Here is a 22,023-nt window from a genome sequence, read left to right on the forward strand (position 1 = left end):
TTGTCGATAAGAGCATTTGGTCATTTCTTATTCCGGGGATGATGTTCAATAATCTCTTGCCTCAGAAAACTTCGGTCCATGTGAGTATATATTTCGGTAGTTGTGATTTTTTCATGCCCCAGCATTTCCTGAATTACACGGATGTTCGCTCCTCTTTCCAACAGGTGTGTAGCAAATGAATGACGAAAAACATGTGGACTGATCTCCTTGCTGATTCCAGCTGCCTCAGCGTATTGCCTGATATAATAAAAAACCGTGACACGCGAGATAGCTGTTCCTCTTGAACTTAAAAAAACAACATCTTCACTTCCTTTTTTCACCCTTTGTTGATTGCGGTGCAAGAGATAATTTTTTATTTTTTGGATAGCTGTTTCCGATATGGGAACCAGCCGTTGCTTGCTACCCTTCCCCTGTACGCGTATAAACCCTTCATCGAAGAACAAATCGGAGAACCTGAGGTTAGTCAGTTCAGACACACGCAGTCCACAACTGTATAGTGTTTCGATAATCGCATAGTTTCGGGCACCTTCGGCAGTGGAGACATCTATTCTGTCTAACAAGCAATCGATTTCCTCAACAGACAGCACTACCGGCAGCTTCAACCCAATTTTGGGAGCTTCCAACAACAGGCCGGGGTTTTCCTCGATAAATCCGTCAAGGACAAGATAATGAAAAAAAGACTTAATCCCCGATATTATCCGTGCCACCGAACGAGCTTTTATACCGTTGTCGTGCAATTCAGCAAGAAACTCCTCCAAGTGTTGAAGCTTCATTTCAGTGAAGGAAAGGTTCCGGGTCTCTGCAAAATCAATCAGTTTTTGCAGATCGGTCATATAAGCGTCAATGGTGTTTGACGATAGCCCTCTTTCCAAGAGCAGGTAGCGTTTGTATTTTTCGACAGGTGAGTTTCGTTGCATCGGTTAGCGTTTGTCCATTTCCGATATCCGATTTTTTGCTTCGTCAATATACCGGCATATTGCTTCGATTATCTTACTCTTCTCATCTTCCCGAACGTTTTTTTCATGGTCTAATTTCAGCAAAACATCCGATAATTCCTCGTCTCCCATCATCTTGAAAAGCGGCAATATTTTGTGCGCAACCTGTGCGGCGTTTTCCATGTCGTTTTTCTCAAAACAGGTCTTGAGGTCATTGTTGTTCTTCCCGGTATCGAGCACGAACGCCCTCAGTATTTCCAACGAACTTTCCCGGTCGTCTTTAACAACGTCAATCAATGCAGAAACTCCTTTACTGTTTTCAACCGCTCCCATCTCCTCAGCCAATGTGATCCTCACGTATTTATTAATCATCGTGAAAAGTTGTGCGGAAGTGAAAGGCTTGTTTAGAAAATCAGTAAAACCCAACTGTTTGAAATCAGCAGAAGACAAATCCGATTTCGCCGACAAGGCAATAACCGGCGTTGATTTCGATTGAAAGATGTCAGAGTCTAACATGCTTTTTACAAGTGTGAAACCATTTGTCCTTGGCATTTGAATATCCAGAAATATTAAATCGAAAATCTTGTTTTTTAAAATATTCAACACATTATCAGGATCGACTTCGGTAACAACATTTATCTTTTTCAATTTGAGCATTTCAGCCAGCATTGTCAGCTGAATCGGATCATCATCTACAGCTAGCACCGAAATATTTTCACAATCAAAATCGGGACAACCTTCACCTGAACTCCATGTTTCTGTCAACCGCGATGTTTCAAGCGGAAGATCAACAAAAAACTCGGAACCTTTGCCTCTCTCGGATCGCAGGTGAATTTTCCCACCCAACTCATCTACCAACCCTTTTGTTATAGCCAGTCCGAGACCGCTTCCTTCTTCCTGCTGCCCTATTTTGTCGGGTTTTATCTGGGTAAACTCCTGAAAAATATATTCCTGATATTCTTCACTGATTCCTAATCCGGTGTCTCTTACCGAGAATTTCAAAATCGTTTTACCTATATCATTTACCGGCTCAACAAAAACCTCAACCGTCCCTTGTAACGTGTACTTTATCGCGTTTGAAATCAAGTTGGAATAAATCTCCCGGATCATAAACGGATCCCCAAAAACAAGTAAATCTCCGGGGACTTTATTGACCACATTGTATTCCAGTTGTTTTTTTTCAGCAAGGGGTTTAAAGCTGTTCACTGTATTTTCGACCAGTTCATGCAAATTAAAATTCATCTCCTTGCGCAACCACGTACCTGATTCTATTTTCTGATAATCGAGAAGGTTTGTGACCAGTTGCAACACATGATTTCCCGATTTTTTCATGTTTTTCAAGTATGTTTTCCGGGTGTTTTCATCGGCTCCCGACTCCATCAATTCCACATATCCCAGAATTGAACTCATCGGCGCCTTTATATCGTGTGAAATGGATAACATCAGCTTTTCGCGTGACCGCAGCAATTGGTTGATGCGGACGTTGGATTCTTCCAATCTTCTTCGATACTTCTGGCTTCGGTTGATATCCATCAAAAACAACAATCCAAAAACAAGCGCTATCAATATGGCCAGAGAAGTGACACCCAACACCGTTTTTGAAGACCGGTTGAGTGTGGCCTCTTTTTCTTCAATAAGCCGGATTGACTTGTTGATTTCCTCCTGTTCGATAGATTTTAATAAATCATCGATTCGTGCGGTCAGCAAATGATTAGTGTTAGTCATTGAGGATTGTCTTAGAAGTAACGCGGCCTGAAATTTTCGCTGACTATCCAGATTCAACCTTTCGGAATACCTCACCATATTGACCACCGTGTCGATTGCCAGCCTGATGTTATCGCGGGAAATATCAGCAGCAGAAGGACGGTTTTGAATGATCAGGGTTGAGTCCTGCTTACCCCTTATGGCATCCCCGATTCTTTTAAAAAGTCCTTTTTGCTCACTTTTCACAACCGTGGTATCGCTCTCTTCGACCGATTTGCGGACAACGTTTTTCCGCTCAATGTATTGCTTAATTTGATCATTAAGGTTTCTGGGAACAAATGTACTGACTGTCTCACGGATTATCCCCGGAGTTTTGTTGATGGAGTCCAACAAGACAGCTATGGCACGAAGGTTTTCTTCTTTTTCATCCAGCAACACTTCAATACTGTCGAGTTTAATTACCCGCAACGTATCTTTTGAAAGTTGTTTCAACGAGTTAATCTTAGCATTAATTTCTGGCCTTAGTGAATGGTATCGGGCAAAGTAATCTGCCGCACTTTCGGGAGTGTACAGGTTTTGTGTGCTTTCAATTTCGTATAATTGATTGATAACATTACCTACAATAATCAGTTCAGACATATCTTCGTTCCGGACCCTTGTCTCTGAAAATCTGACAAGATTCTGGTAAACGGCCAACAACCCCACAATCATGATTGCTACGACCAGGACATACCCGATAATTACCTCATATTTTATGGAAGAACGTGATCCGGATGATTCCATTCAATTGATTCAGGTGATTAATTTAATTCTACGTTGTAAAGTTTTATCTTGTTGTACAAGGTTTTTCTGTCAATATTAAGTATTGATGCCGCCACGGTTTTATTTCCTTTGGCAATTCCAAGTGCTTCGATTATTTTTTCCTTTTCGTAATTTTCTTTCTTCAATCCTTCAATGACTTGCTTCTGCGGCTGAACAGACTCCGTTCCTTCCCCTGCAAGGTTTTTAAAAAGAACAGGCAGAATCGTTTCGGGAACTGTATTTCCTTCTGTCAACAGGCAAGCTTTAAAAATTAAGTTTTTCAGCTCTTTAATGTTCTCCTCCCAAGAGTGCTTAAAAAACGCTTCAAGAACTTCGGGGGCAATATTTTTCACCTTCCTGTCCAACTGTCTGTTTGCCACACCCAAAAAATGTTCAGCGTAAAACAAAATGGCCTCCTCGTTTCCCCGCAAAGTGGGGAGTTCAATGTATGACCTCAGGAGTGAGTCGACTAGTTTCGGGAGCAATACCGAAGTTAGCTGTTCCTTTTTTTCTCCAGTCGTTATGATAATTTGGACAAAATTATCATCTTTCTTCTGAGAGGAGAGGGCTTTCAACAACAATGTCTGAAAATTGATACCGGTCTTCTGAAGATTTTTAACAAGCAGTAAGCCCCCTTTTGCTTTATCAAGCGCCTGCAAAAACAACTCTTCATAATCTCTCCGCTCACCGTTCCTGTTCAGTACTTGCGAATCCAGATCGAAAGTTACAAACGGACCCGAATCTATTCTGCTCCTGCTGTAAATATAGTGCGCAACGGAAGTTTTTCCGGTTCCCTTATCCCCGATAACCAACAGGTGGGAATCGTCGTGTACAACTTCACTCAGCTTATCGAAAACCCTCGTGTAAATCTCCCCTCCCGGCCGAATCAATGGATCCCGAAACTGTTCCGTAATTTTTTGATTCTCCTGGTATTTTAGGGCATCGTCAATCTTTTTGTACAAGACTTCCGCTTCAATGGGCTTTGCGATATAATCCACCGCTCCCAGTTTCATAGACTCTACTGCCGTTTCAATATCAGCATAGCCGGTCATCATAATTACCAAAATATCTGAGTCGAACTTTTTAATCCATGACAGGAAAGAAAAGCCATCAGCTTCGGGCATCCTGATATCTGAAAGGATCAAATCGTAAGCTTCATTTTTTACTTTTTGTTGGGCCTCCTGAACACTTATGGCCGTATCTGCCTGGTAGTGCTGCTTCACCAACCAGGATTTCAGCATCAGGCAAATAGTCAAATTATCGTCTAGGATTAGGATTCTTTTCATGTTATAAGCTGAAGGTTATTCATTTCCTCCCATTGATCTCTCTTTATGAAGTTCCCTGGAAATCATGACTCCCGAATAAAGCAAGAAAACGGCCCCGATCATCATCGACAACGCCCACAAATTGTTCTTCCTAAACATCAGGTAGGTGCCAACAATCATCAACACACACGCAATCACCTGAAAATTGAATAATCGCTTTCCTCGAACACTCTTACCCGGATAAGGTGAAAGAGCCGTAACCCCACTGAATATCAGTACTGAAACTGCCATAATCCACGGGGCAACCAATGGGGCAAAAAGATACAATACAGCAGATATTAAGATGACAATGCCGGAAATCTGATAAATGGTTTCTTTTGATTTATGCATTAATTTTCACTTTAAACTTCAGAACAATGATCTCTAATGTATTTAACATAAAATGTCCAATTCAACGGTACTACAAATTTAATAAAATAAACTTATCAGGTACTTCCTTTTCAGAAAACTTTCGCCACCTCCAGGGTTTACTATTCAATCACGAAGATCTCTTCGTTTTCTTTCTTCATCAAATAGTTTTCCCGGGCATATTTTTCGAGATTCTCCAGACTTGACTGGAGTTCATTTAACTTGGCCTTATCTGTTTCTGTTTGTTTGCGGTAGTATTCGATTTGTGTTTTCAGGTCACGGATTTCATTCTCGTATTTGATTCGCTTCAGCAGGCTACTATCACTGAAAAAGAACAACATAGCTATAAGAGCTACCAAAATTATCAATTGATAGACCGATAAGCTTAATACCCTTTTTTTCATAATTTTTCTGAAATCCATAAAGTTCAGCTAATCTTGAGAAACTGTTTGAATTTTATACTACAAAATTAAACGAAATTTCATACTAATTCAAACGATTTCGTGGAATTAAGTGAAATATAACAGAGACAGCGCGGGTTTTTACCGGTTTTTGAAGTATCTTTACGCTTTGTAAACTTTAAAATTCACTATAAAATATGAAAAGATTCTTCTCCATCACCGTTGTTTTTTTCTTTGCAGTATATGCAACTTATCCCTGCACAAATCTACTCGTAGGCAAAAAAGCATCGGTTGACGGTTCAACCCTTATTTCCTATTCTGCCGATTCTTACAATCTTTACGGTGAACTTTATCATTGGGAAGCTGCACAATACAATCCCGGTACGATGCTGAAAGTATATGAATGGGATACGGGAAAATACCTGGGTGAAATACCGCAGGCACTCAAGACCTACAACGTTATCGGCAACATGAACGAACATCAGGTAGCCATCGGGGAAACCACCTTTGGCGGACGTCCCGAGTTAAGCGACTCCACCGGAATCATGGATTACGGAAGCTTGATTTATATTACCCTGCAACGGGCAAAAACTGCACGTGAAGCCATAAAAGTCATGACCGGCCTGGTAGCTGAACACGGGTATTACAGTTCCGGCGAATCTTTCTCCATTGCTGATCCAAACGAAGTTTGGGTAATGGAAATGATTAGCAAAGGCGTTGGCAACAAAGGGGCTGTATGGGTGGCTGTCCGCATTCCCGATGATTGTGTATCGGCACATGCCAACCAGGCACGTATCCAGCAGTTTCCTTTAAACGATCCCGAAAACTGCCTCTACTCTCCCGATGTTATTTCTTTTGCCAGACAACAAGGATATTTCTCGGGCAAAGATGCCGATTTTAGTTTTGCTCAGGCTTATGCACCCCTCGATTTTGGAGCGCTACGTTTTTGTGAGGCGCGTGTATGGTCGTTTTTTAATCGCGTAAATAAAGATATGGGAAAATATGTAACGTATGCACAGGGTAAAACTATCGATCCGATGCCGTTATATATCAAGCCGGATAAAAAACTCAGTGTCCACGATATCCAGGGTATGATGCGCGACCATTATGAAGGAACCGAACTCGACTGGCGTTTTGATGTCGGTGCCGGCCCGTTCAACTCTCCCTATCGCTGGTCTCCACTCACCTTCCAAGTAGATTCAGTTGAGTACTGCAACGAGCGTCCAATTGCTACTCAACAGACCGGATTCTCTTTTGTCGCTCAAATGCGTTCCTGGCTGCCTGAAACGATTGGAGGTATTCTGTGGTTCGGTGTTGACGACGCTGCTCAAACAGTTTATTATCCGGTTTACTGCGGACATACCCATGTACCGGAAGAGATGGCGGTTGGCAACGGCGATTTACTCACCTACTCCGAAACATCGGCTTTCTGGACGCACAATTGGGTGTCGAACATGGTTTACACACGATACAGCGATATGAACATAGACATGCAAAAAGTGCAGCAGAAACTGGAAAACAATTTCAGGGAAACACAGCCCGAAATTGAAAAGAAAGCATTAAATTTGTACAGGAAATCCCCGCCAGAAGCTGTTCGTTTTCTCACCAACCACACCAATTCTTTGATTAGAGATGGTCTACAGGAGTGGAAGAAGCTCGGACAATACTTAATGGTGAAATATGTGGATGGTGTGGTAAAGAAAGAAGAAAACGGGAAATTCAAAAGAAACCCGCACGGACAACCCGCGTCACCGGAACGTCCTGGTTATTCAAATGAATTTTATAAAAAGGTTATCGACCAAACCGGAGAAAAATATAAGGTTCAAAAAGTAGAACCAACGGTGGATTAATTATATATTTTGTTATTCTATGGACAACGAAACATTATTAGCTCAAGTAACCGATAAGGCTCAATTATGGCTTAGCGGCAACTACGACGAAGAAACAAAAAAAGAAGTAAGGCAGATGCTGCAAAACGAAGACAAGCGTCAACTGATTGATGCGTTCTACAGAGATCTAGAGTTTGGCACAGGAGGTCTTCGTGGCATTATGGGGGCAGGCAGCAACCGAATGAATATTTACACCGTTGGTGCGGCTACGCAAGGATTATCCAACTACTTGTTACAGGAGTTTGCCGAGTTGGAACAGATCAAAGTAGTCATCGGGCACGATTGCCGGAACAACAGTCGTAAATTTGCCGAGATATCTGCCGATATTTTCACCGCAAACGGAATTAAAGTGTTTCTTTTCGAAGACTTACGTCCGACACCGGAAGTTTCATACGCCATTAGAAAACTCGGTTGTCAGAGTGGAATTATGCTTACAGCATCACACAATCCCAAGGAATACAACGGATATAAGGCCTATTGGGAGGATGGAGCACAAGTACTTGGGCCGCACGACAAAAACATCATTGCTGAAGTAAACAGAATCTCATCGATAGAAGAAATTAAGTTCAACGGCAACAAGGAATTGATCGAGATTATCGGGAAAGACATGGACAAGGCCTTTATCGACAAGGTTAAAAGTTTTGTTCTTTCTCCCCAAGCTATTGAAAATCAAAAAGAATTAAAGATTGTTTATACACCCATCCATGGAACCGGCATCAAGCTTATCCCCGATGCGCTGAAAGCCATTGGATTCACGAATGTTATCAACGTACCCGAGCAGGACGTAATAAGTGGAGATTTTCCGACAGTCATCTCTCCCAATCCCGAGGAGCCGGCAGCATTGGACTTAGCTATAAAAAGAGGTATCGAAACAGAAGCTGATGTTGTTTTAGCCACTGATCCCGATGCCGACAGAATCGGAGCAGCCATCCGTGACGACGAAGGCAGTTTTAGGCTGGTCAATGGTAACCAGATCATGCTTATCCTTATTTATTACCTGATGACACGCCGCAAAGAGTATGGGCTGCTAAAGGGTAAGGAATTTATCGTAAAAACGATTGTCACCTCCGAGTTGGTGAAAAAAATCGCAGACAAGATGGGCATCGAAATGTTCGACTGTTACACCGGATTCAAATGGATTGCCGACGTTATCCGCAAGAACGAAGGGGTAAAAAAATACATCGGTGGAGGAGAAGAAAGCTACGGATTCCTCGCCGACGATTTTGTGCGCGACAAAGATTCGGTATCAGCCTGCACGCTGTTTGCAGAAGTTGCAGCCTGGGCAAAAGATAATGGAAAGACGCTTTACCAACTGCTTCAAGATATCTATGTAGAATATGGGTATTCCAAAGAGGTAGGTATTTCATTGGTGCGCAAAGGGAAAGAGGGTGCCGACGAAATTGAAGCCATGATGAAAAACTTCAGGGCGAACCCCATGAAAGAATTAGCAGGCTCACCCGTTATTTTATCGAAGGATTTTGTGAAACTGGAAAGTGTGGATTATGTCAAAGAAGAGGTGACCACACTCGAGATGCCCACAACATCTAACGTGTTACAATACTTTACAGAAGATGGCACAAAAGTATCTATTCGCCCTTCCGGAACTGAACCCAAGATAAAATTCTATATCGAGGTGCAAGGCTCTCCCATATCTTCGCGCGAAGAAATTCTACAAGCGGAGGCTCAGGCAGATGAAAAAATTAATGCTGTCAAAGAGTTCTTCGGAATTTAACTATCGAATAACTATTAAAATGAGAAAAAAACTGACCATTGCCTTGGTGGCCCACGATCATCGAAAAGCCGACATGGTCGACTGGGTTATCTTTAATTCCGATTTCCTATCCCACCATCATCTGGTCTGCACGGGCACAACCGGCGGACTGGTTCGTGATGCACTGAACGAAGAAGGAGTATTTCCCGAAATTACCTGCATGAATTCCGGCCCTATGGGTGGGGATGCTGAGATCGCAGCCATGGTGGTACGCAAAGAAATCGATCTCGCCGTGTTCCTGATCGACGACCTGAACGCACAGCCGCACGAGGCAGACATCATGATGCTGCTGCGCCAGTGCCGTATACATAACGTACCTATAGCCTGTAACCGTTACAGCGCCGACCTGATGATTACCAGCAGTCTGTGGGACGACCTGTCTTATGTCCCCATGCCGCCGCGATACGAAAAATTTGAACGAAATTAATGAGACGGGAAACAAGAGACTGTCTCAAAATAAAAAACAACCCTACTGATACAATGAATATTCGGATTTGTTCCCGGACAGGTGAATAAAAAGAAGAAAGAGGGTGAAATCACACATTGAGATTCACCCTCTTTCTTGTATGTTTTTTAATAACAAAGATTATTTTACAATCTTTAGCTCACTGACGATATGGGGTGCGTTCATGATTTTATCGATTGTGTAAAGCACGTAACGGACATCCACACTGATCGTACGTTGCATCTCGGGTTCAAAGACAATGTCTCCGCTCAACGCCTCCCAGTTTCCGTCGAACGCCAATCCGATAAGTTCCGCTTTCCCGTTAAAAACAGGGCTTCCCGAATTACCTCCGGTAATGTCGTTATCGGAAAGGAAATTTACCCGCATAGTCCCATCCTTAGCTGCATATCTTCCAAAATCTCTTTTTTGGAGAGCATCAACGATGTAAGGTTGTAAATGAAATTCCGGATCGTTTTCCTTATATTTTTCCAACACTCCTTTTTCGGTCGTATAATAATCATACCAGACCCCGTCGCGCGGCTTATATCCTTTCACCGATCCATAACTCATTCTTTGGGTAAACGTTGCATCGGGATAAAAATTCTTTCGCGAGTCCATCTCCATCAATGCAGCCATCAGTTCTCGCTCACCCCTCATCATGTTTTCATATGCCGACATCATTTGCCCCGAGAGTTCGTATCCCATATCTTTAGTCGATAATGCCAGCTCCATAGCCGGGTCTTTGGTCAGCATTTCCGTATTCGCATCTTTCAACAAATTCATCAAATCAGTCAGGTTGGTAAATTGAGAATTGGCAAACAACCAATCGGCATACTTGTCGTAATCCCCATCAAATTCGGTTTTGATTTTTTTGTAAATATCGGGAAGGTACTTTTCCGGAACTCGCTGTTCGTATAGCCGCATTAATACAGGAAGGACTTTCCGGTCAAGTGTTGGTTCATAATTTTTATACGACTCAATGATCCTGTCGTTGATAAATTCAGCCTTGTCTTCTTCCGTCCCATCCATATCAAACTGAAGGATGGTATTGGCAAAACGGATCAATTCGATTCCGTTGTTAAACGTTTCGAGAAAATAGGTCGTGTAACGAGCCATATCAGTAGAACCGGCATACGCTTCTTCCAGTGTTTTTAGCAGATGACCGTATTTTGCCTTGTTTCTTTCGCTATTGTTGATCCAGCTTGTCAATCGGCTTTCCAGCAGGCGCTTTTCCGCCAATACGTCAAGCTTAACAAGGGCTTCGTTCATACCCATGGAGTTTTTCCAGTAGTTTGAGCTTCCGGCATACTTGTTGGCATATTTCAACCGGATAGTATCGTTTTTAGTCATGGCATCCCACCAGATATCCTGTTTGGCTCCACGCACCTCAACACGCGGTTTGTTCTCCGATTCCATTTGCTGTGCAATTCCAAACGACGAAAGATAGCGTTGTGTGCTTCCCGGATAACCGATGGTCATGGCATAGTCGCCGTCTCTCACTCCTCCCAAGGAAACCGGAACCACATATTTAGGCTTGTACGGCACATTATCGGCGTTGTGTTTAGCCGGTTTGTTGTTCCTGTCCGCATACACGCGGAAAACCGAAAAATCACCCGTGTGGCGGGGCCACATCCAGTTATCCGTATCGCCTCCGTATTTTCCTATCGACGATGGTGGGGTTACCACCAAACGGATATCACGAAAAACATCATAAACTACTTTGTAGTATTTGTTCCCTGAATAAAAAGGAATAATCCGTACCGAGGTAAAGGGATCGTCGTCGTATTGCTTGAGCAGTTCATCCGAGATAGAGTCGATGGCCAATTCGCGTTGTACTTCGCTTAACACGGAAGGCACCTTAGGCAAAATCTGCTGGGTAACTTCCTCCATACTGCGGAGAAAAGAAATAGTCAACCCATCAGCATATAATTCCTGTTGCAAATTATCGGCTTTGAAGCCATTTTTCAGGTAATCCGCTTCAACCGAACTTAGTTTTTGAATAGCACCGTACCCGCAATGGTGGTTGGTAAAAATCAACCCTTTGTCGGATACGGCAACACCGGAACAACCGCCGCCGAAAATGACCACTGCATCTTTCAGCGAAGCGTTTTTCTCATCGTATAGTTTGTTTACCGGAAAGGTGAATCCCAGTTCTTTCATTCGCTCCACACTCTCCCGATTAAGTTCTTTCAAAAGCCACATTCCTTCGTCGGCTTTGGTTGCAAGTGCCACAAGCAATATGGCAGTAATCAATAGTATCTTTCTCATTTATTTCAAATTAAGTACTCATGTTTCGCACTTCCCTCAAACCATTGACAAAGAAATAGAAGGGAAATGCATTATTATCTATATCTCTGTACTATAACATTTTATATTTTACAATTTCTCAATCGTCCTTAACCATCACCGAACAACACAGTGCAATGATCATGGATTCTGCTTTTGGATTGGCCAACATTTTTTCAAGTAAATCATCGGCATCCATCTCCAATACCTCGCATACTGAGCAGACTAACTCGATGAACAGCCCCCATAGCCGTCTGTCGAGTGTTTCCCTGAGCACATCGGCGTTCATTGACCGATAAAGTGCCCCTTTCGACTCGTAGTTATCGTACCGGAAACGCAGTGTCAATAACAGATAGGCTATCATGCTGATGGTCGTTTCTGCTACCTGGGCGTCAAAGTTACTGGATTGACATCTTCCCAGGTTCAACAATTGCTTCGATTCTCGATTGAACACCTCCACAACCCATCTTACCTGGTAATGCCCGATCAATCCCTTGAACGTCAGTTTCGTGTCCGTCGTCAACAAAACCTTCCATTTGTCATTTTTGCCCCGACGACTAAAGAAAAGGCAGATCTCAACACCTTGGTACAGCACCCTGGCCTGTTTGTACTGGTAACCCAGGGAACGGCAGCGCCTGGGTTTGCCCAGCATGTTATTGATCTGGGCGTGAGTCAGGCTCTTACCCTGATACTCAAACTTAGTCTTTGCAAACTTGTACATCCCGATCAGGTGAACTTCCTTGTCCTTCACACTCCGGATAGCCTGTATCAACGCATCGCAAGTAAACCAGCTGTCCACCAGGACGTAATCAACACGAAGCCCGCGATAGATGGCCGTGAAAAACATCCGCAGGACCATCTGAATCTTGTTCGTGTCCAGTTCTTCCACACGTTTAGCGGTGTACGAGTCCTTGATACGCTTGCAACTGTATTGCTTGCGGATCTGCTTTTTGGTCATCCCAAACGGGCGTTCCTGCTTTTTCCCTTTTTCCCGGTGAAGACTGAAATCCAGTGGTATGGAGGACTTACCGTCCCAGTACATCATCACCAACAGCTTGAATCCAAGCACGTAGCTGTTGGTTACATGATCCCATACCTTCCCGATCTTCTCTATACGCTTCCCGGTTTTAGACAGGGTGGTGTCATCGAAGATCAGGTAACGGGATGAGGTATCATCTACATCACTATCTTTGGACGTCACCGTCAGAAAACGATGCACAAGATGCCACATAAGCATCCGCCAGCATATGATGGAACTGTTCTTCAAGCGATAGAACACATCCTTGCCCATGGTGGAACCTTCACCTGTGGGGCTGTTCAGATAGGAGTTGACCGTCTTGTCTGAACTGACCACCATGGAGACCAGCAGGGCCAGGACCATTTTAAAATCATATCCCCGGGTCTTGAACCATTTGAACTCAGAAAGACCTTCGCTTAGCTTCAACGCCTTGAAGCGGCTAAAAATATCTTCAGCGGAAACCCTGCCGGGGGTAAAGTCCGCTTTCAACTCTTGAATCTTTTTAATATCTTTGTCCTGCAGCATATTTTAATGGTTTGGTTTCCATCGCTAAGATAATCATTTTCAATGATATATTAGCTAAAATATGCTGCTTTTTTTATCTCTTATCCTCTGATTATCAACTTCATTTTTAACTGCGAAACATCAGTTAAGTATATTATTTCCTGAAATATTTATTTATAATGGGTATCTGCTGCAAAGGTAAGTCCTTTTTTAAAACTATAAGCAGGTAAATTCCTATTAAAACAGTGTTTACAAGTAACCTTAATCCGGCATGGCCAATATTTCCGTGAGTAAACATTATTCCCGCAAACAGGAACGAGGCTATGACAACATAAAATCCTGCCGATTTTAAATCGTATTGAATGGGATAGTTTTTCTGACCGAGAAAATAAGAAACCACCATCATGACAAGGTTAGCAAAAAATGCTGTCCAGGCACAAGCCATGTAACCGTATTCCGGGACAAATAAGATATTTCCCAACACCGTTACAACGAGTCCGATTAAGGATAAATAAGCGCCCCACCGGGTCTGATCGGTCAGTTTATACCACAACGACAGATTGAAGTAGATACCAAAAAACAACTCTGCTGCCATCACGATTGGAACTATAGCAAGCCCCTCCTGATAGTTAACCTCCAGCAAATATTTTACGATATCGAGATACCCCATGACAGCCAGGAAAATAAACAGCCCAAAAATGATGAAATACTTGGTTGCCTGGGAATAGGCCAACTTATTGTCACCTGATTCTTTATTTTTAGCAAAGATAAACGGTTCGAAAGCGTATCGGAAAGCTTGAGTGAACATGACCATAATCACCGCAACCTTAAACGAAGCCGTGTAAATGCCCAACTGCCCCATCTTATCTACTTCGGTAGAAAGGTGCGGATAAAGCATTTTATCCAGGTTCTGATTCATTATTCCGGCAACACCCAGCACAAGCAACGGCAGGGAATAGACCAACATTTTCTTCAGCAAAACTCCGTCGAAAGTATATTTCACCCTCAATTGCGGTGAAAGCAGCAGTAACCGGATAAACGACGCCATCAGGTTGGATATCAAAATATAGTCGACTCCCTTGCCTATATCGAACCAGAAAAAAGCTCCGGGGAATTTTACGGCAAGCCAAGGACAGGCCAGGAAGAAAAAAAGATTGAACGCGATGGTTATCAAAACATTCAGGACCTGTATGGTTGCAAACCGGATGGGACGTTTTTGATACCTCAAAAAAGCGAAGGGAATTGCACTGAGCGTATCTAATCCGAGTATGATAATCAGCAGCAGAACATAGTGTGGTTTTATAGCCTCACTTCCAAAAATGGTTGTTATAGGATTTAAAAATAAGATTGCTAGGAGAATGAACAAAAACGTCGTAAAAGCAATACTGATAAGCGTTGTTGTATAAACCTTGAGTGGATCTTCATCGCTTTTATTCGCAAACCGGAACAATCCGGTTTCCATCCCATACGTAAGAATTACAACGGTGAGTGCAGTCCAGCTGTACAGATTGCCCACCACTCCCATTTGGGCAGTATTCATCAAAACATAAGTCCAAAAGGGGGTAAGCAACCAGTTTAGAAATCTGCCCAAAATACTGCTTACTCCATAAATTGCTGTTTCCTTTGCAAGGGTTTTCATTCCTCCTGCCATACATCCAAATCTTTGAAATTAACGGCAAAAGTACATAAAATAGGCTTTTGTTTGCCAATTTGAGGCATAATTATACATCTTTTAAATAGCGTTAGGATGGAACTTTCGAAAAAAACCGTTTACTTTGTAGCTTTATTGAGGAATCGTGATTTATGGCACAAGAAGACGTTTTTAAAAAGATTGTATCGCACTGTAAAGAGTACGGATTTGTTTTTCCATCGAGCGAGATTTACGATGGGTTAGGCGCCGTTTACGACTACGGGCAAATGGGTGTTGAACTGAAAAACAACATCAAAAAATATTGGTGGGACAGCATGACCTTACTGCACGAGAACGTGGTGGGGATTGATTCTGCCATTTTTATGCATCCAACTATATGGAAAGCTTCGGGGCACGTGGATGCTTTTAACGATCCGCTGATAGACAATAAAGACAGCAAAAAACGTTATCGGGCCGATGTATTGATTGAAGAATACCTGGCAAAGATTGACGAGAAAATAGAGAAGGAAGTTGAAAAGGCAGCCAAACGGTTCGGGGACAGCTTTGATGAAAAGATGTATCGCGAAACCAATCCGCGCGTATTGGAGAATCAACAAAAACGCGACGAGGTCCATGCCCGGTTTGCAAAAGCATTGAATGACAGTAATCTTGATGACCTGCGTCAACTCATTGTTGATTGTGAAATAGCCTGTCCGGTAAGCGGATCCAGGAACTGGACAGAAGTACGCCAGTTCAACCTGATGTTTGCCACGGAAATGGGCTCTACTGCTGAGGGTGCCATGAAGGTATACCTCCGGCCAGAAACGGCGCAGGGCATTTTCGTCAACTTCCTTAATGTGCAAAAAACCGGTCGGATGAAAGTTCCTTTCGGCATCGCACAGATTGGCAAGGCTTTTCGAAACGAAATCGTTGCCCGTCAGTTTATTTTCCGCATGCGCGAGTTCGAACAGATGGAGATGCAGTTTTTTGTAGCGCCGGGCACAGAACTCGACTGGTTTGAATATTGGAAAAAGGAGCGATTAAAATGGCATCAGGCTCTCGGTTTCGGCAATGAAAATTATCAATTTCACGACCACGACAAGTTGGCCCATTACGCCAATGCCGCTACAGACATTGAGTTTCGCATGCCTTTCGGCTTTAAGGAAGTGGAAGGAATTCACTCCCGCACCGATTTTGATTTGTCCCAACACGAAAAATACTCGGGCAAGAAGATGCAGTATTTCGATCCGGAACTCAACAGTTCCTACGTTCCTTACGTAGTGGAAACTTCTATCGGGGTAGATCGGATGTTTCTTTCAGTCCTCACCAGCTCCTATTGCGAAGAGAAACTGGAAGGCGGGGAAATTCGCGTAGTGCTGAAAATTCCTGCAGCCATAGCTCCCGTGAAACTAGCTGTCCTTCCCTTGGTAAAAAAAGACGGATTGCCCGAAAAAGCAACTGAAATAATGGATGCATTAAAATTCAGTTTTGCTTGTCAGTACGACGAAAAAGACAGCATTGGCAGGCGCTATCGCCGCCAGGATGCTATTGGCACGCCTTACTGCGTCACCGTTGACCACCAGACATTAAAAGACAACACCGTGACGGTTCGTGACCGGGACACGATGGAGCAAAAACGGGTTACCATCAACGAAATTGAGAAAGAAATTTCATTCAACACCGACATAAAACAGTTGCTTAAAAAACTTAATAAATAAAAAGACATCAGAAGTCAGAACACAATCTTTGCAATTGGGTCCTGGTTCTAAAAATCTTTAAAGAATATGAAAACAACATTATACTCCTTCGTCGTTGCCTGCTTGTCCCTGTTTCTTGTTTCCTGCGAGAAGACAGTCAGTTTTGATGATGAGTTCAAGATGGATAACGAGAAGCAATTTGCGAAAATTACTGCAAGCTCAGAATACACAAAAATTGAATCCCAATCGGGAAACGGACACATCATGTACAAAGAGATCACCGACGGTGATACCGGGGAAACGCCTTATTTTACGGATCAAGTCAGTGTGTTGTACACCGGTTGGTTCAAAAGGTATTGGACCAAGGAGGATACATTTACCGGCGATGACGGGAATCTTTTTAAGAACAAAGTGATTTTTGACTCAACCGCCGACAGGAATAATGTTCCCAGTAAATTTACCGTGGGCAGCGAATCAATTGACGGATTCAGCACTGCCTTACAACACATGGAGGTAGGAGATAGATGGGAGGTATGGATTCCCTGGCAATTGGGTTATGGAGCCACAGGTAGAGGTGATATAAAAGGCTACTCCACCCTGGTTTTCGAAATTGAGTTGTTGGAAATTGTGAAATAAAAACCTCCATAGTACTACAACGTCGATAAAAATTTCTCAATGGCACTCCTCACTTGTGAGCGGGTGCCATTGAATTTATTAATCATCACCGTGAAGGCATATTGCTTGTTTCCATCAATAAGATAGCCTGAATAGCACTGCACTCCGCCAATACTTCCGCTTTTTGCTGATATTTTGCCCTCGTATTTCGTGTTGCGCATAAAACTGCGTAATGTACCGTCTTTTCCGGCTTTGGGTAGCGAATCGAAAAAAACTTTCGAATTTTTGCTTTTCGTGTACATATATGCCAGAATTTCGGTCAGGAATGCCGGGCTGAACGCATTCTGAGGTGCAAGTCCGGACCCGTCATGCAACGTAAGCGACGAGGTAGAAATCCCTTGTTGTTCCCAAAATTTCTTTACATAATCGATCCCTGCCTGAAGCGCATCGCTGTATATATCGGTATTTTGTGTTCTTCCGATTATCCTGAGCAAATGCTCTGCGTAATGGTTATTGCTCTTTACATTCACCTCCTGCACGATATCTTTCATCGGCCGTGAAGTTTGCGTGTGAACGATCTTTCCCGGTTTATACTGTACCTGTTTTTTTGCCAGATAATCTGTCCTTGCAGTTTCTACTTGACTTATTTTTATCCCCGAACGGACAAGATAATCAGCCAGCGTTTCACCTAAAAAAAGACCCGGATCAGGGATATCGCCCTTGATGCTGAACTCGGCCTTTCCAGCAGGAATATTCCCTTTCACTGTTCTCTCGTATGAAAACGGAATACCATAGATGTAACCATTATCACTTCCCGTCGTATTTAGTGTAAGAAAATTGGTGAACCGGATCTTTTTCATATCCGGCTCCGTCCGAAGAATCCGGGGCGGGGCGATCTTGGCAGAAGTATTAAAAAAAAGTTTATATGTATTATCAAAAATACTTATCCCGTAACTTCCCGAGGCGTAGTAATTTCCGATATCAATCCAAGTCCATTCGGGCGAAATACCGTCGTATCCGAACAGGTTATCGACTACGTAAATGCTGTATTCTCGATCCGGCTGCAATTCTTTCTTGAGCGCATCGGTGATATTGATGAAAAATGCGGTCGTGTTGTCGCCAAAGACATCACTGCCAAGCGTGGGATCACCCGAGCCAAGCACCAGGATCCTTGTAGGATCACTCTCATCCAAAGTCACCTGTGTAACGTATCTATACTCGCTACCCAACAGCTCCAGGGCCGTTGCGGAAGTAATAACCTTTGTTATCGATGCCGGCGTAAGCGATTTTTGCGGATCGTGCGAAACAATTGTTTTCCCGGTATTCAGGTCCGTGACCTGAATACCTACCGAGGCATGCTTCAAGGCGGCATTATTGAGGAGTTGTTGCAGCCCAACCTGCGAATAGGATAACCAAACGGAACACAGTGAAAGATATAAAAGAAGAAATCGTTTCATTCGTTTTTTTTAGTACGGACAAAAATAAGAAAAAAAAGACAAACTGGTTTATCTCTACAACAATTCATCCTTAATCGTCAAAAATAATTAATTGTCGTGCACAGCGCAAAAAAGACACCGCCTTACTGAAAGCGGTGTCTTTGTAATCACTATTTAAACAGGTCTTCTTAAAATTTGAAACCTACTGCAAGGTGCGCATTTTGACTTTTTACGTTAACTTCTTTATTTCTAGAAATATTGAGCAAGCCCATATCCCATCCCAAATCGACAAGGAAAGAACCGAATTCGGCACCAACACCTATACCGACACCAGCGTCGAAAGGCTTATACCCCATTCTCTTATCAAAAGTATTAACACTGTTTGTAGAAGCATTTATCTGTTTAAGGGCAGCGTCGACTGCTGCTTTTTGATCTGCCGGCACATTGCCTGAAACTTTTACAGTTGACTTACCGCTTATTTTGCCTCCAACTCCATAGGCCGCATAGGGACCGGCATGCAACACAACACGCGCCCCGGGGGTTACATCTATTTTATAGGCAAGGTGCAGAGGGATCTGCAAATACATGGCATTGGCTGTTTTATCCACCGTACCCGAAAGCTTAATGTCTCCTACTTTCTGGTCTATTTTTGTGGAAGATAGTTTTGCTCCTTTCGTAATAAAATAAAATCCGGACTGAATAGCCACATTGGATTCAAATTCATAATCAGCTGCTATACCCACGTTAAAACCTAATTTCATCTTGGTGTCTTTTACCTCTTTTCCGTAAAAATTCGACATGTTTACTCCGCCTTTAATTCCTAGAGACAATCCCTGAGCGCTCACAGCTCCAACCATGGCCACCATGGCCAATGCCAATACAATCTTTTTCATAACTTTTTTAAATTAATAGTTAGTTTGTTTAAAAATTCAACGAAGTGATGTTGTTTCTCACTTCCGATAATAAGACGCAGGGAAACAAAAAACCCTCACTATTCGGTTGAAAAAATTCACAAAAGATTACTGCTTACAATAAAAAAACACCGCCCAAAAAGCGGTGTTTCCAACGTTTATAATTCTGAAAAATTAGAATTTGTAACCTACGGAGAGGTAGGCGTTTTGATTTTTTACGTTTCCACTACTTGAATTGGATATATTAACCAGACCCATATCCCATCCGACATCAACCAGAAAGCGACTGAATTCTGCACCAACGCCAAGTCCTAAACCGGCATCAAACGGTTTAAGCATTTTGTTTTCTCCAAAAACATTAACGCCCTCACTTTCTGTTGAACTACTACCGGACGATACTTTAAGTTTCGATTTTCCCCCAACCCCGTATGCGACATAAGGACCTGCGTGAAATACAATACGGGTACCCGGAGTCACCTCCTGTTTATAAGCGAAGTGAACGGGGAGTTGTAAGTACATCGGATTTACAGTAATGTCTCCTGAAACGGTTCCCAGAGAGCCACTGTATTTAGCCCCTTTCGTCGTGAAAAATAATCCGGTTTGAATAGCCATGCTCGGGGCAAAGTCATAATCTGCAGCTAGACCGACATGAAAACCAATTTTCATATTTTTGTCGGTCAATTCATCACCGTAAAAATTCGACATATTAACGCCGCCTTTAATCCCCAGATTCAATTGTGCACTTGCTGCCGTTACTATAGCCAGCATGGCAACCACTAACGATAATCTTAATTTTTTCATAATTTAATTGTTTAATTAATAAATATAGCCTGTTCAAAAACAATGTTCATTACACTTCTGATACGCTTAATAAACAACCGTTTTGTTTTTTTTGTTCGGTTTTGAATTTTTCAACGGATGCTTAACAAAAAGCATGCATCAAATGTAATCCAGATTAAAACAGCCACAAAATGAGAATGGGAACTGTGTGGAATTTCTCAACAGGTTTTTAACAAAAATTCTGCCTATTGATGCTTTTTTGATGTTTGTTAGGGATAAAGACTACTTAAATCACACGTATTTCAACTGATACAGTTGTTCCGGGAAGAACAATTTCTCTGCCAATTCCTGCAGTTGCACTGCACTTATGGCATCTATTTGGGAAAAAACCTCTTCCAAAGGAAGGTAATGATTAAAATGAAGATAGCTTTTAGCCATTCTCAGGGAGATACTTTCATTGTTTTCAGAAGCGATGCCCAGCTGTCCTTTATATTGTCTTTTTGCAGTTGCCAGTTGACCTGAGGACAAAGGAATCTCTATAATCCTTCTTAACTCTTTATTGATAAGCTTTAAACACCGTTCCACTTGTCTTTTATCGCAGGCAAAATAGACGGAAAACAGCCCCGTATCGGTGTACAACGTTACGTTCGATTCCACGTTATAGACCAATCCGTTTTTTTCACGCAACGAATTGTTAAGCCGGCTGTTGGTAGCTCCCCCGGCAACAATATGATTCAACAAATAAAGAGCGTACCTGTCCGGTTGAAACATATCAAAAGTGCGGGCTCCGAGGATAACATGCGTTTGGGCGGTACCTTTTCCAATCCGGCTCTTTTTTGCTGTTTCGCTCAGGGGACGTTCGCGCTTTTTGGATAATAAATACCGGGTATCGGGGAAACCGAAGTATTGTTCAGTCAAGCGTACCACTTTGGAAAAAGGAGTTTTTCCGAATGAAAACAAAACCATATTCGCAGGGGAGTACTGCCTGTTTACAAAATCGTCCACTTTTTTCTTATCCAAAGCAAGTAACGACTCAGATGTTCCCAGTATGTAATGCCCTATCTCGTGATTAGGAAACAAGAGATTTTCAAAATCATCAAATATCAACTCAGACGGTGAGTCGGCATAACTATTCATTTCATCTAAAATAACGTCTCTTTCTTTTTCTATCTGATGTTCGGGAAAAGTGGAATGAAAAACCATATCGCTTAACAACTCCACTGCTCTCTCAAAATATTCGGATAAAAACGTAGCGTAAATAAACGTTTCTTCCTTTGTGGTATAAGCGTTAAGTTCGCCGCCCACGTTCTCCATGCGGTTAATGACATGATGTGCCTGGCGCTTTTCAGTTCCTTTAAACAACATATGCTCCACAAAATGTGCCATCCCCTGTTCGTCCGGAAATTCGTCACGGGAACCCGTATTAATGGCTATTCCACAGTAGGATATTTCCGAGGGGAAAGGGTGATGAATAATGCGTAAGCCGTTGGTTAAGTGATGGGTTTGAAACATGTTCGATAATGGGTG

17 protein-coding genes are annotated in these 22,023 nt (G+C 42.6%); 5 read left to right on the plus strand and 12 right to left on the minus strand.

Annotated features, from left to right (window positions below):
* Window positions 1-20: 20 nt before the first annotated feature.
* From xerD to AACM02_RS11940, 5 genes are all read right to left on the minus strand, one after another.
* A complete protein-coding gene (gene xerD / locus AACM02_RS11920) occupies window positions 21-917 on the minus strand; it encodes a site-specific tyrosine recombinase XerD (RefSeq protein ID WP_332456053.1) in 897 nt (298 codons plus the stop codon).
* Window positions 918-920: 3 nt separating this feature from the next.
* On the minus strand, window positions 921-3,422 hold the full coding sequence (locus AACM02_RS11925; RefSeq protein WP_339117100.1) for an ATP-binding protein: 2,502 nt from the start codon (window positions 3,420-3,422) through the stop codon (window positions 921-923).
* Window positions 3,423-3,439: 17 nt separating this feature from the next.
* Window positions 3,440-4,726, minus strand: a complete 1,287-nt coding sequence (locus AACM02_RS11930; RefSeq protein WP_339117101.1) for a sigma-54 dependent transcriptional regulator — start codon at window positions 4,724-4,726, stop codon at window positions 3,440-3,442.
* Between the two features lie 15 nt (window positions 4,727-4,741).
* Window positions 4,742-5,095, minus strand: a complete 354-nt coding sequence (locus AACM02_RS11935; RefSeq protein ID WP_214063709.1) for a hypothetical protein — start codon at window positions 5,093-5,095, stop codon at window positions 4,742-4,744.
* A 140-nt stretch (window positions 5,096-5,235) separates the two neighbouring features.
* Window positions 5,236-5,517 (minus strand): septum formation initiator family protein, encoded by a 282-nt coding sequence (locus AACM02_RS11940; protein WP_332456056.1) that lies wholly within the window; start codon window positions 5,515-5,517, stop codon window positions 5,236-5,238.
* Window positions 5,518-5,711: 194 nt separating this feature from the next.
* Between AACM02_RS11940 and AACM02_RS11945 the strand changes: the two genes are divergently transcribed.
* The 3 genes from AACM02_RS11945 to AACM02_RS11955 are packed head-to-tail and all read left to right on the plus strand — an operon-like array spanning window position 5,712 to window position 9,601.
* Window positions 5,712-7,364, plus strand: a complete 1,653-nt coding sequence (locus AACM02_RS11945) for a dipeptidase (protein ID WP_339117102.1) — start codon at window positions 5,712-5,714, stop codon at window positions 7,362-7,364.
* 19 nt (window positions 7,365-7,383) lie between these two features.
* Complete coding sequence (locus AACM02_RS11950; protein WP_339117103.1) at window positions 7,384-9,135, plus strand: phospho-sugar mutase; 1,752 nt, start codon at window positions 7,384-7,386, stop codon at window positions 9,133-9,135.
* Between the two features lie 19 nt (window positions 9,136-9,154).
* Complete coding sequence (locus tag AACM02_RS11955) at window positions 9,155-9,601, plus strand: methylglyoxal synthase (RefSeq protein ID WP_214063705.1); 447 nt, start codon at window positions 9,155-9,157, stop codon at window positions 9,599-9,601.
* Between the two features lie 159 nt (window positions 9,602-9,760).
* Here the strand turns inward: AACM02_RS11955 and AACM02_RS11960 are convergent, their stop codons facing one another.
* The 3 genes from AACM02_RS11960 to AACM02_RS11970 form a co-directional block, all read right to left on the minus strand.
* Window positions 9,761-11,887: a S46 family peptidase gene (locus AACM02_RS11960; RefSeq protein WP_332456059.1), complete on the minus strand. Its 2,127-nt coding sequence runs from the start codon at window positions 11,885-11,887 to the stop codon at window positions 9,761-9,763.
* A 118-nt stretch (window positions 11,888-12,005) separates the two neighbouring features.
* Window positions 12,006-13,448: a transposase gene (locus AACM02_RS11965; RefSeq protein ID WP_339115938.1), complete on the minus strand. Its 1,443-nt coding sequence runs from the start codon at window positions 13,446-13,448 to the stop codon at window positions 12,006-12,008.
* A gap of 133 nt (window positions 13,449-13,581) precedes the next feature.
* A complete protein-coding gene (locus AACM02_RS11970; RefSeq protein WP_332456060.1) occupies window positions 13,582-15,078 on the minus strand; it encodes a lipopolysaccharide biosynthesis protein in 1,497 nt (498 codons plus the stop codon).
* Window positions 15,079-15,230: 152 nt separating this feature from the next.
* Between AACM02_RS11970 and AACM02_RS11975 the strand changes: the two genes are divergently transcribed.
* Window positions 15,231-16,775 carry a glycine--tRNA ligase gene (locus AACM02_RS11975; RefSeq protein ID WP_332456061.1) on the plus strand — a complete coding sequence of 515 codons (1,545 nt, stop codon included), beginning with the start codon at window positions 15,231-15,233 and terminating at the stop codon, window positions 16,773-16,775.
* Window positions 16,776-16,841: 66 nt separating this feature from the next.
* On the plus strand, window positions 16,842-17,390 hold the full coding sequence (locus tag AACM02_RS11980; protein ID WP_339117104.1) for an FKBP-type peptidyl-prolyl cis-trans isomerase: 549 nt from the start codon (window positions 16,842-16,844) through the stop codon (window positions 17,388-17,390).
* A 14-nt stretch (window positions 17,391-17,404) separates the two neighbouring features.
* Here the strand turns inward: AACM02_RS11980 and dacB are convergent, their stop codons facing one another.
* From dacB to AACM02_RS12000, 4 genes are all read right to left on the minus strand, one after another.
* Window positions 17,405-18,826: a D-alanyl-D-alanine carboxypeptidase/D-alanyl-D-alanine-endopeptidase gene (gene dacB / locus AACM02_RS11985; RefSeq protein WP_339117105.1), complete on the minus strand. Its 1,422-nt coding sequence runs from the start codon at window positions 18,824-18,826 to the stop codon at window positions 17,405-17,407.
* A gap of 167 nt (window positions 18,827-18,993) precedes the next feature.
* Window positions 18,994-19,698, minus strand: a complete 705-nt coding sequence (locus AACM02_RS11990; protein ID WP_339117106.1) for a porin family protein — start codon at window positions 19,696-19,698, stop codon at window positions 18,994-18,996.
* Window positions 19,699-19,890: 192 nt separating this feature from the next.
* Window positions 19,891-20,517, minus strand: coding sequence for a porin family protein (locus AACM02_RS11995; protein WP_332456064.1), 627 nt, complete (start codon window positions 20,515-20,517; stop codon window positions 19,891-19,893).
* A gap of 270 nt (window positions 20,518-20,787) precedes the next feature.
* Complete coding sequence (locus tag AACM02_RS12000) at window positions 20,788-22,008, minus strand: pitrilysin family protein (RefSeq protein WP_332456065.1); 1,221 nt, start codon at window positions 22,006-22,008, stop codon at window positions 20,788-20,790.
* Window positions 22,009-22,023 lie beyond the last annotated feature (15 nt).

The organism is Petrimonas sp. (assembly GCF_963921705.1).
Lineage (GTDB): Bacteria > Bacteroidota > Bacteroidia > Bacteroidales > Dysgonomonadaceae > Petrimonas > Petrimonas sulfuriphila.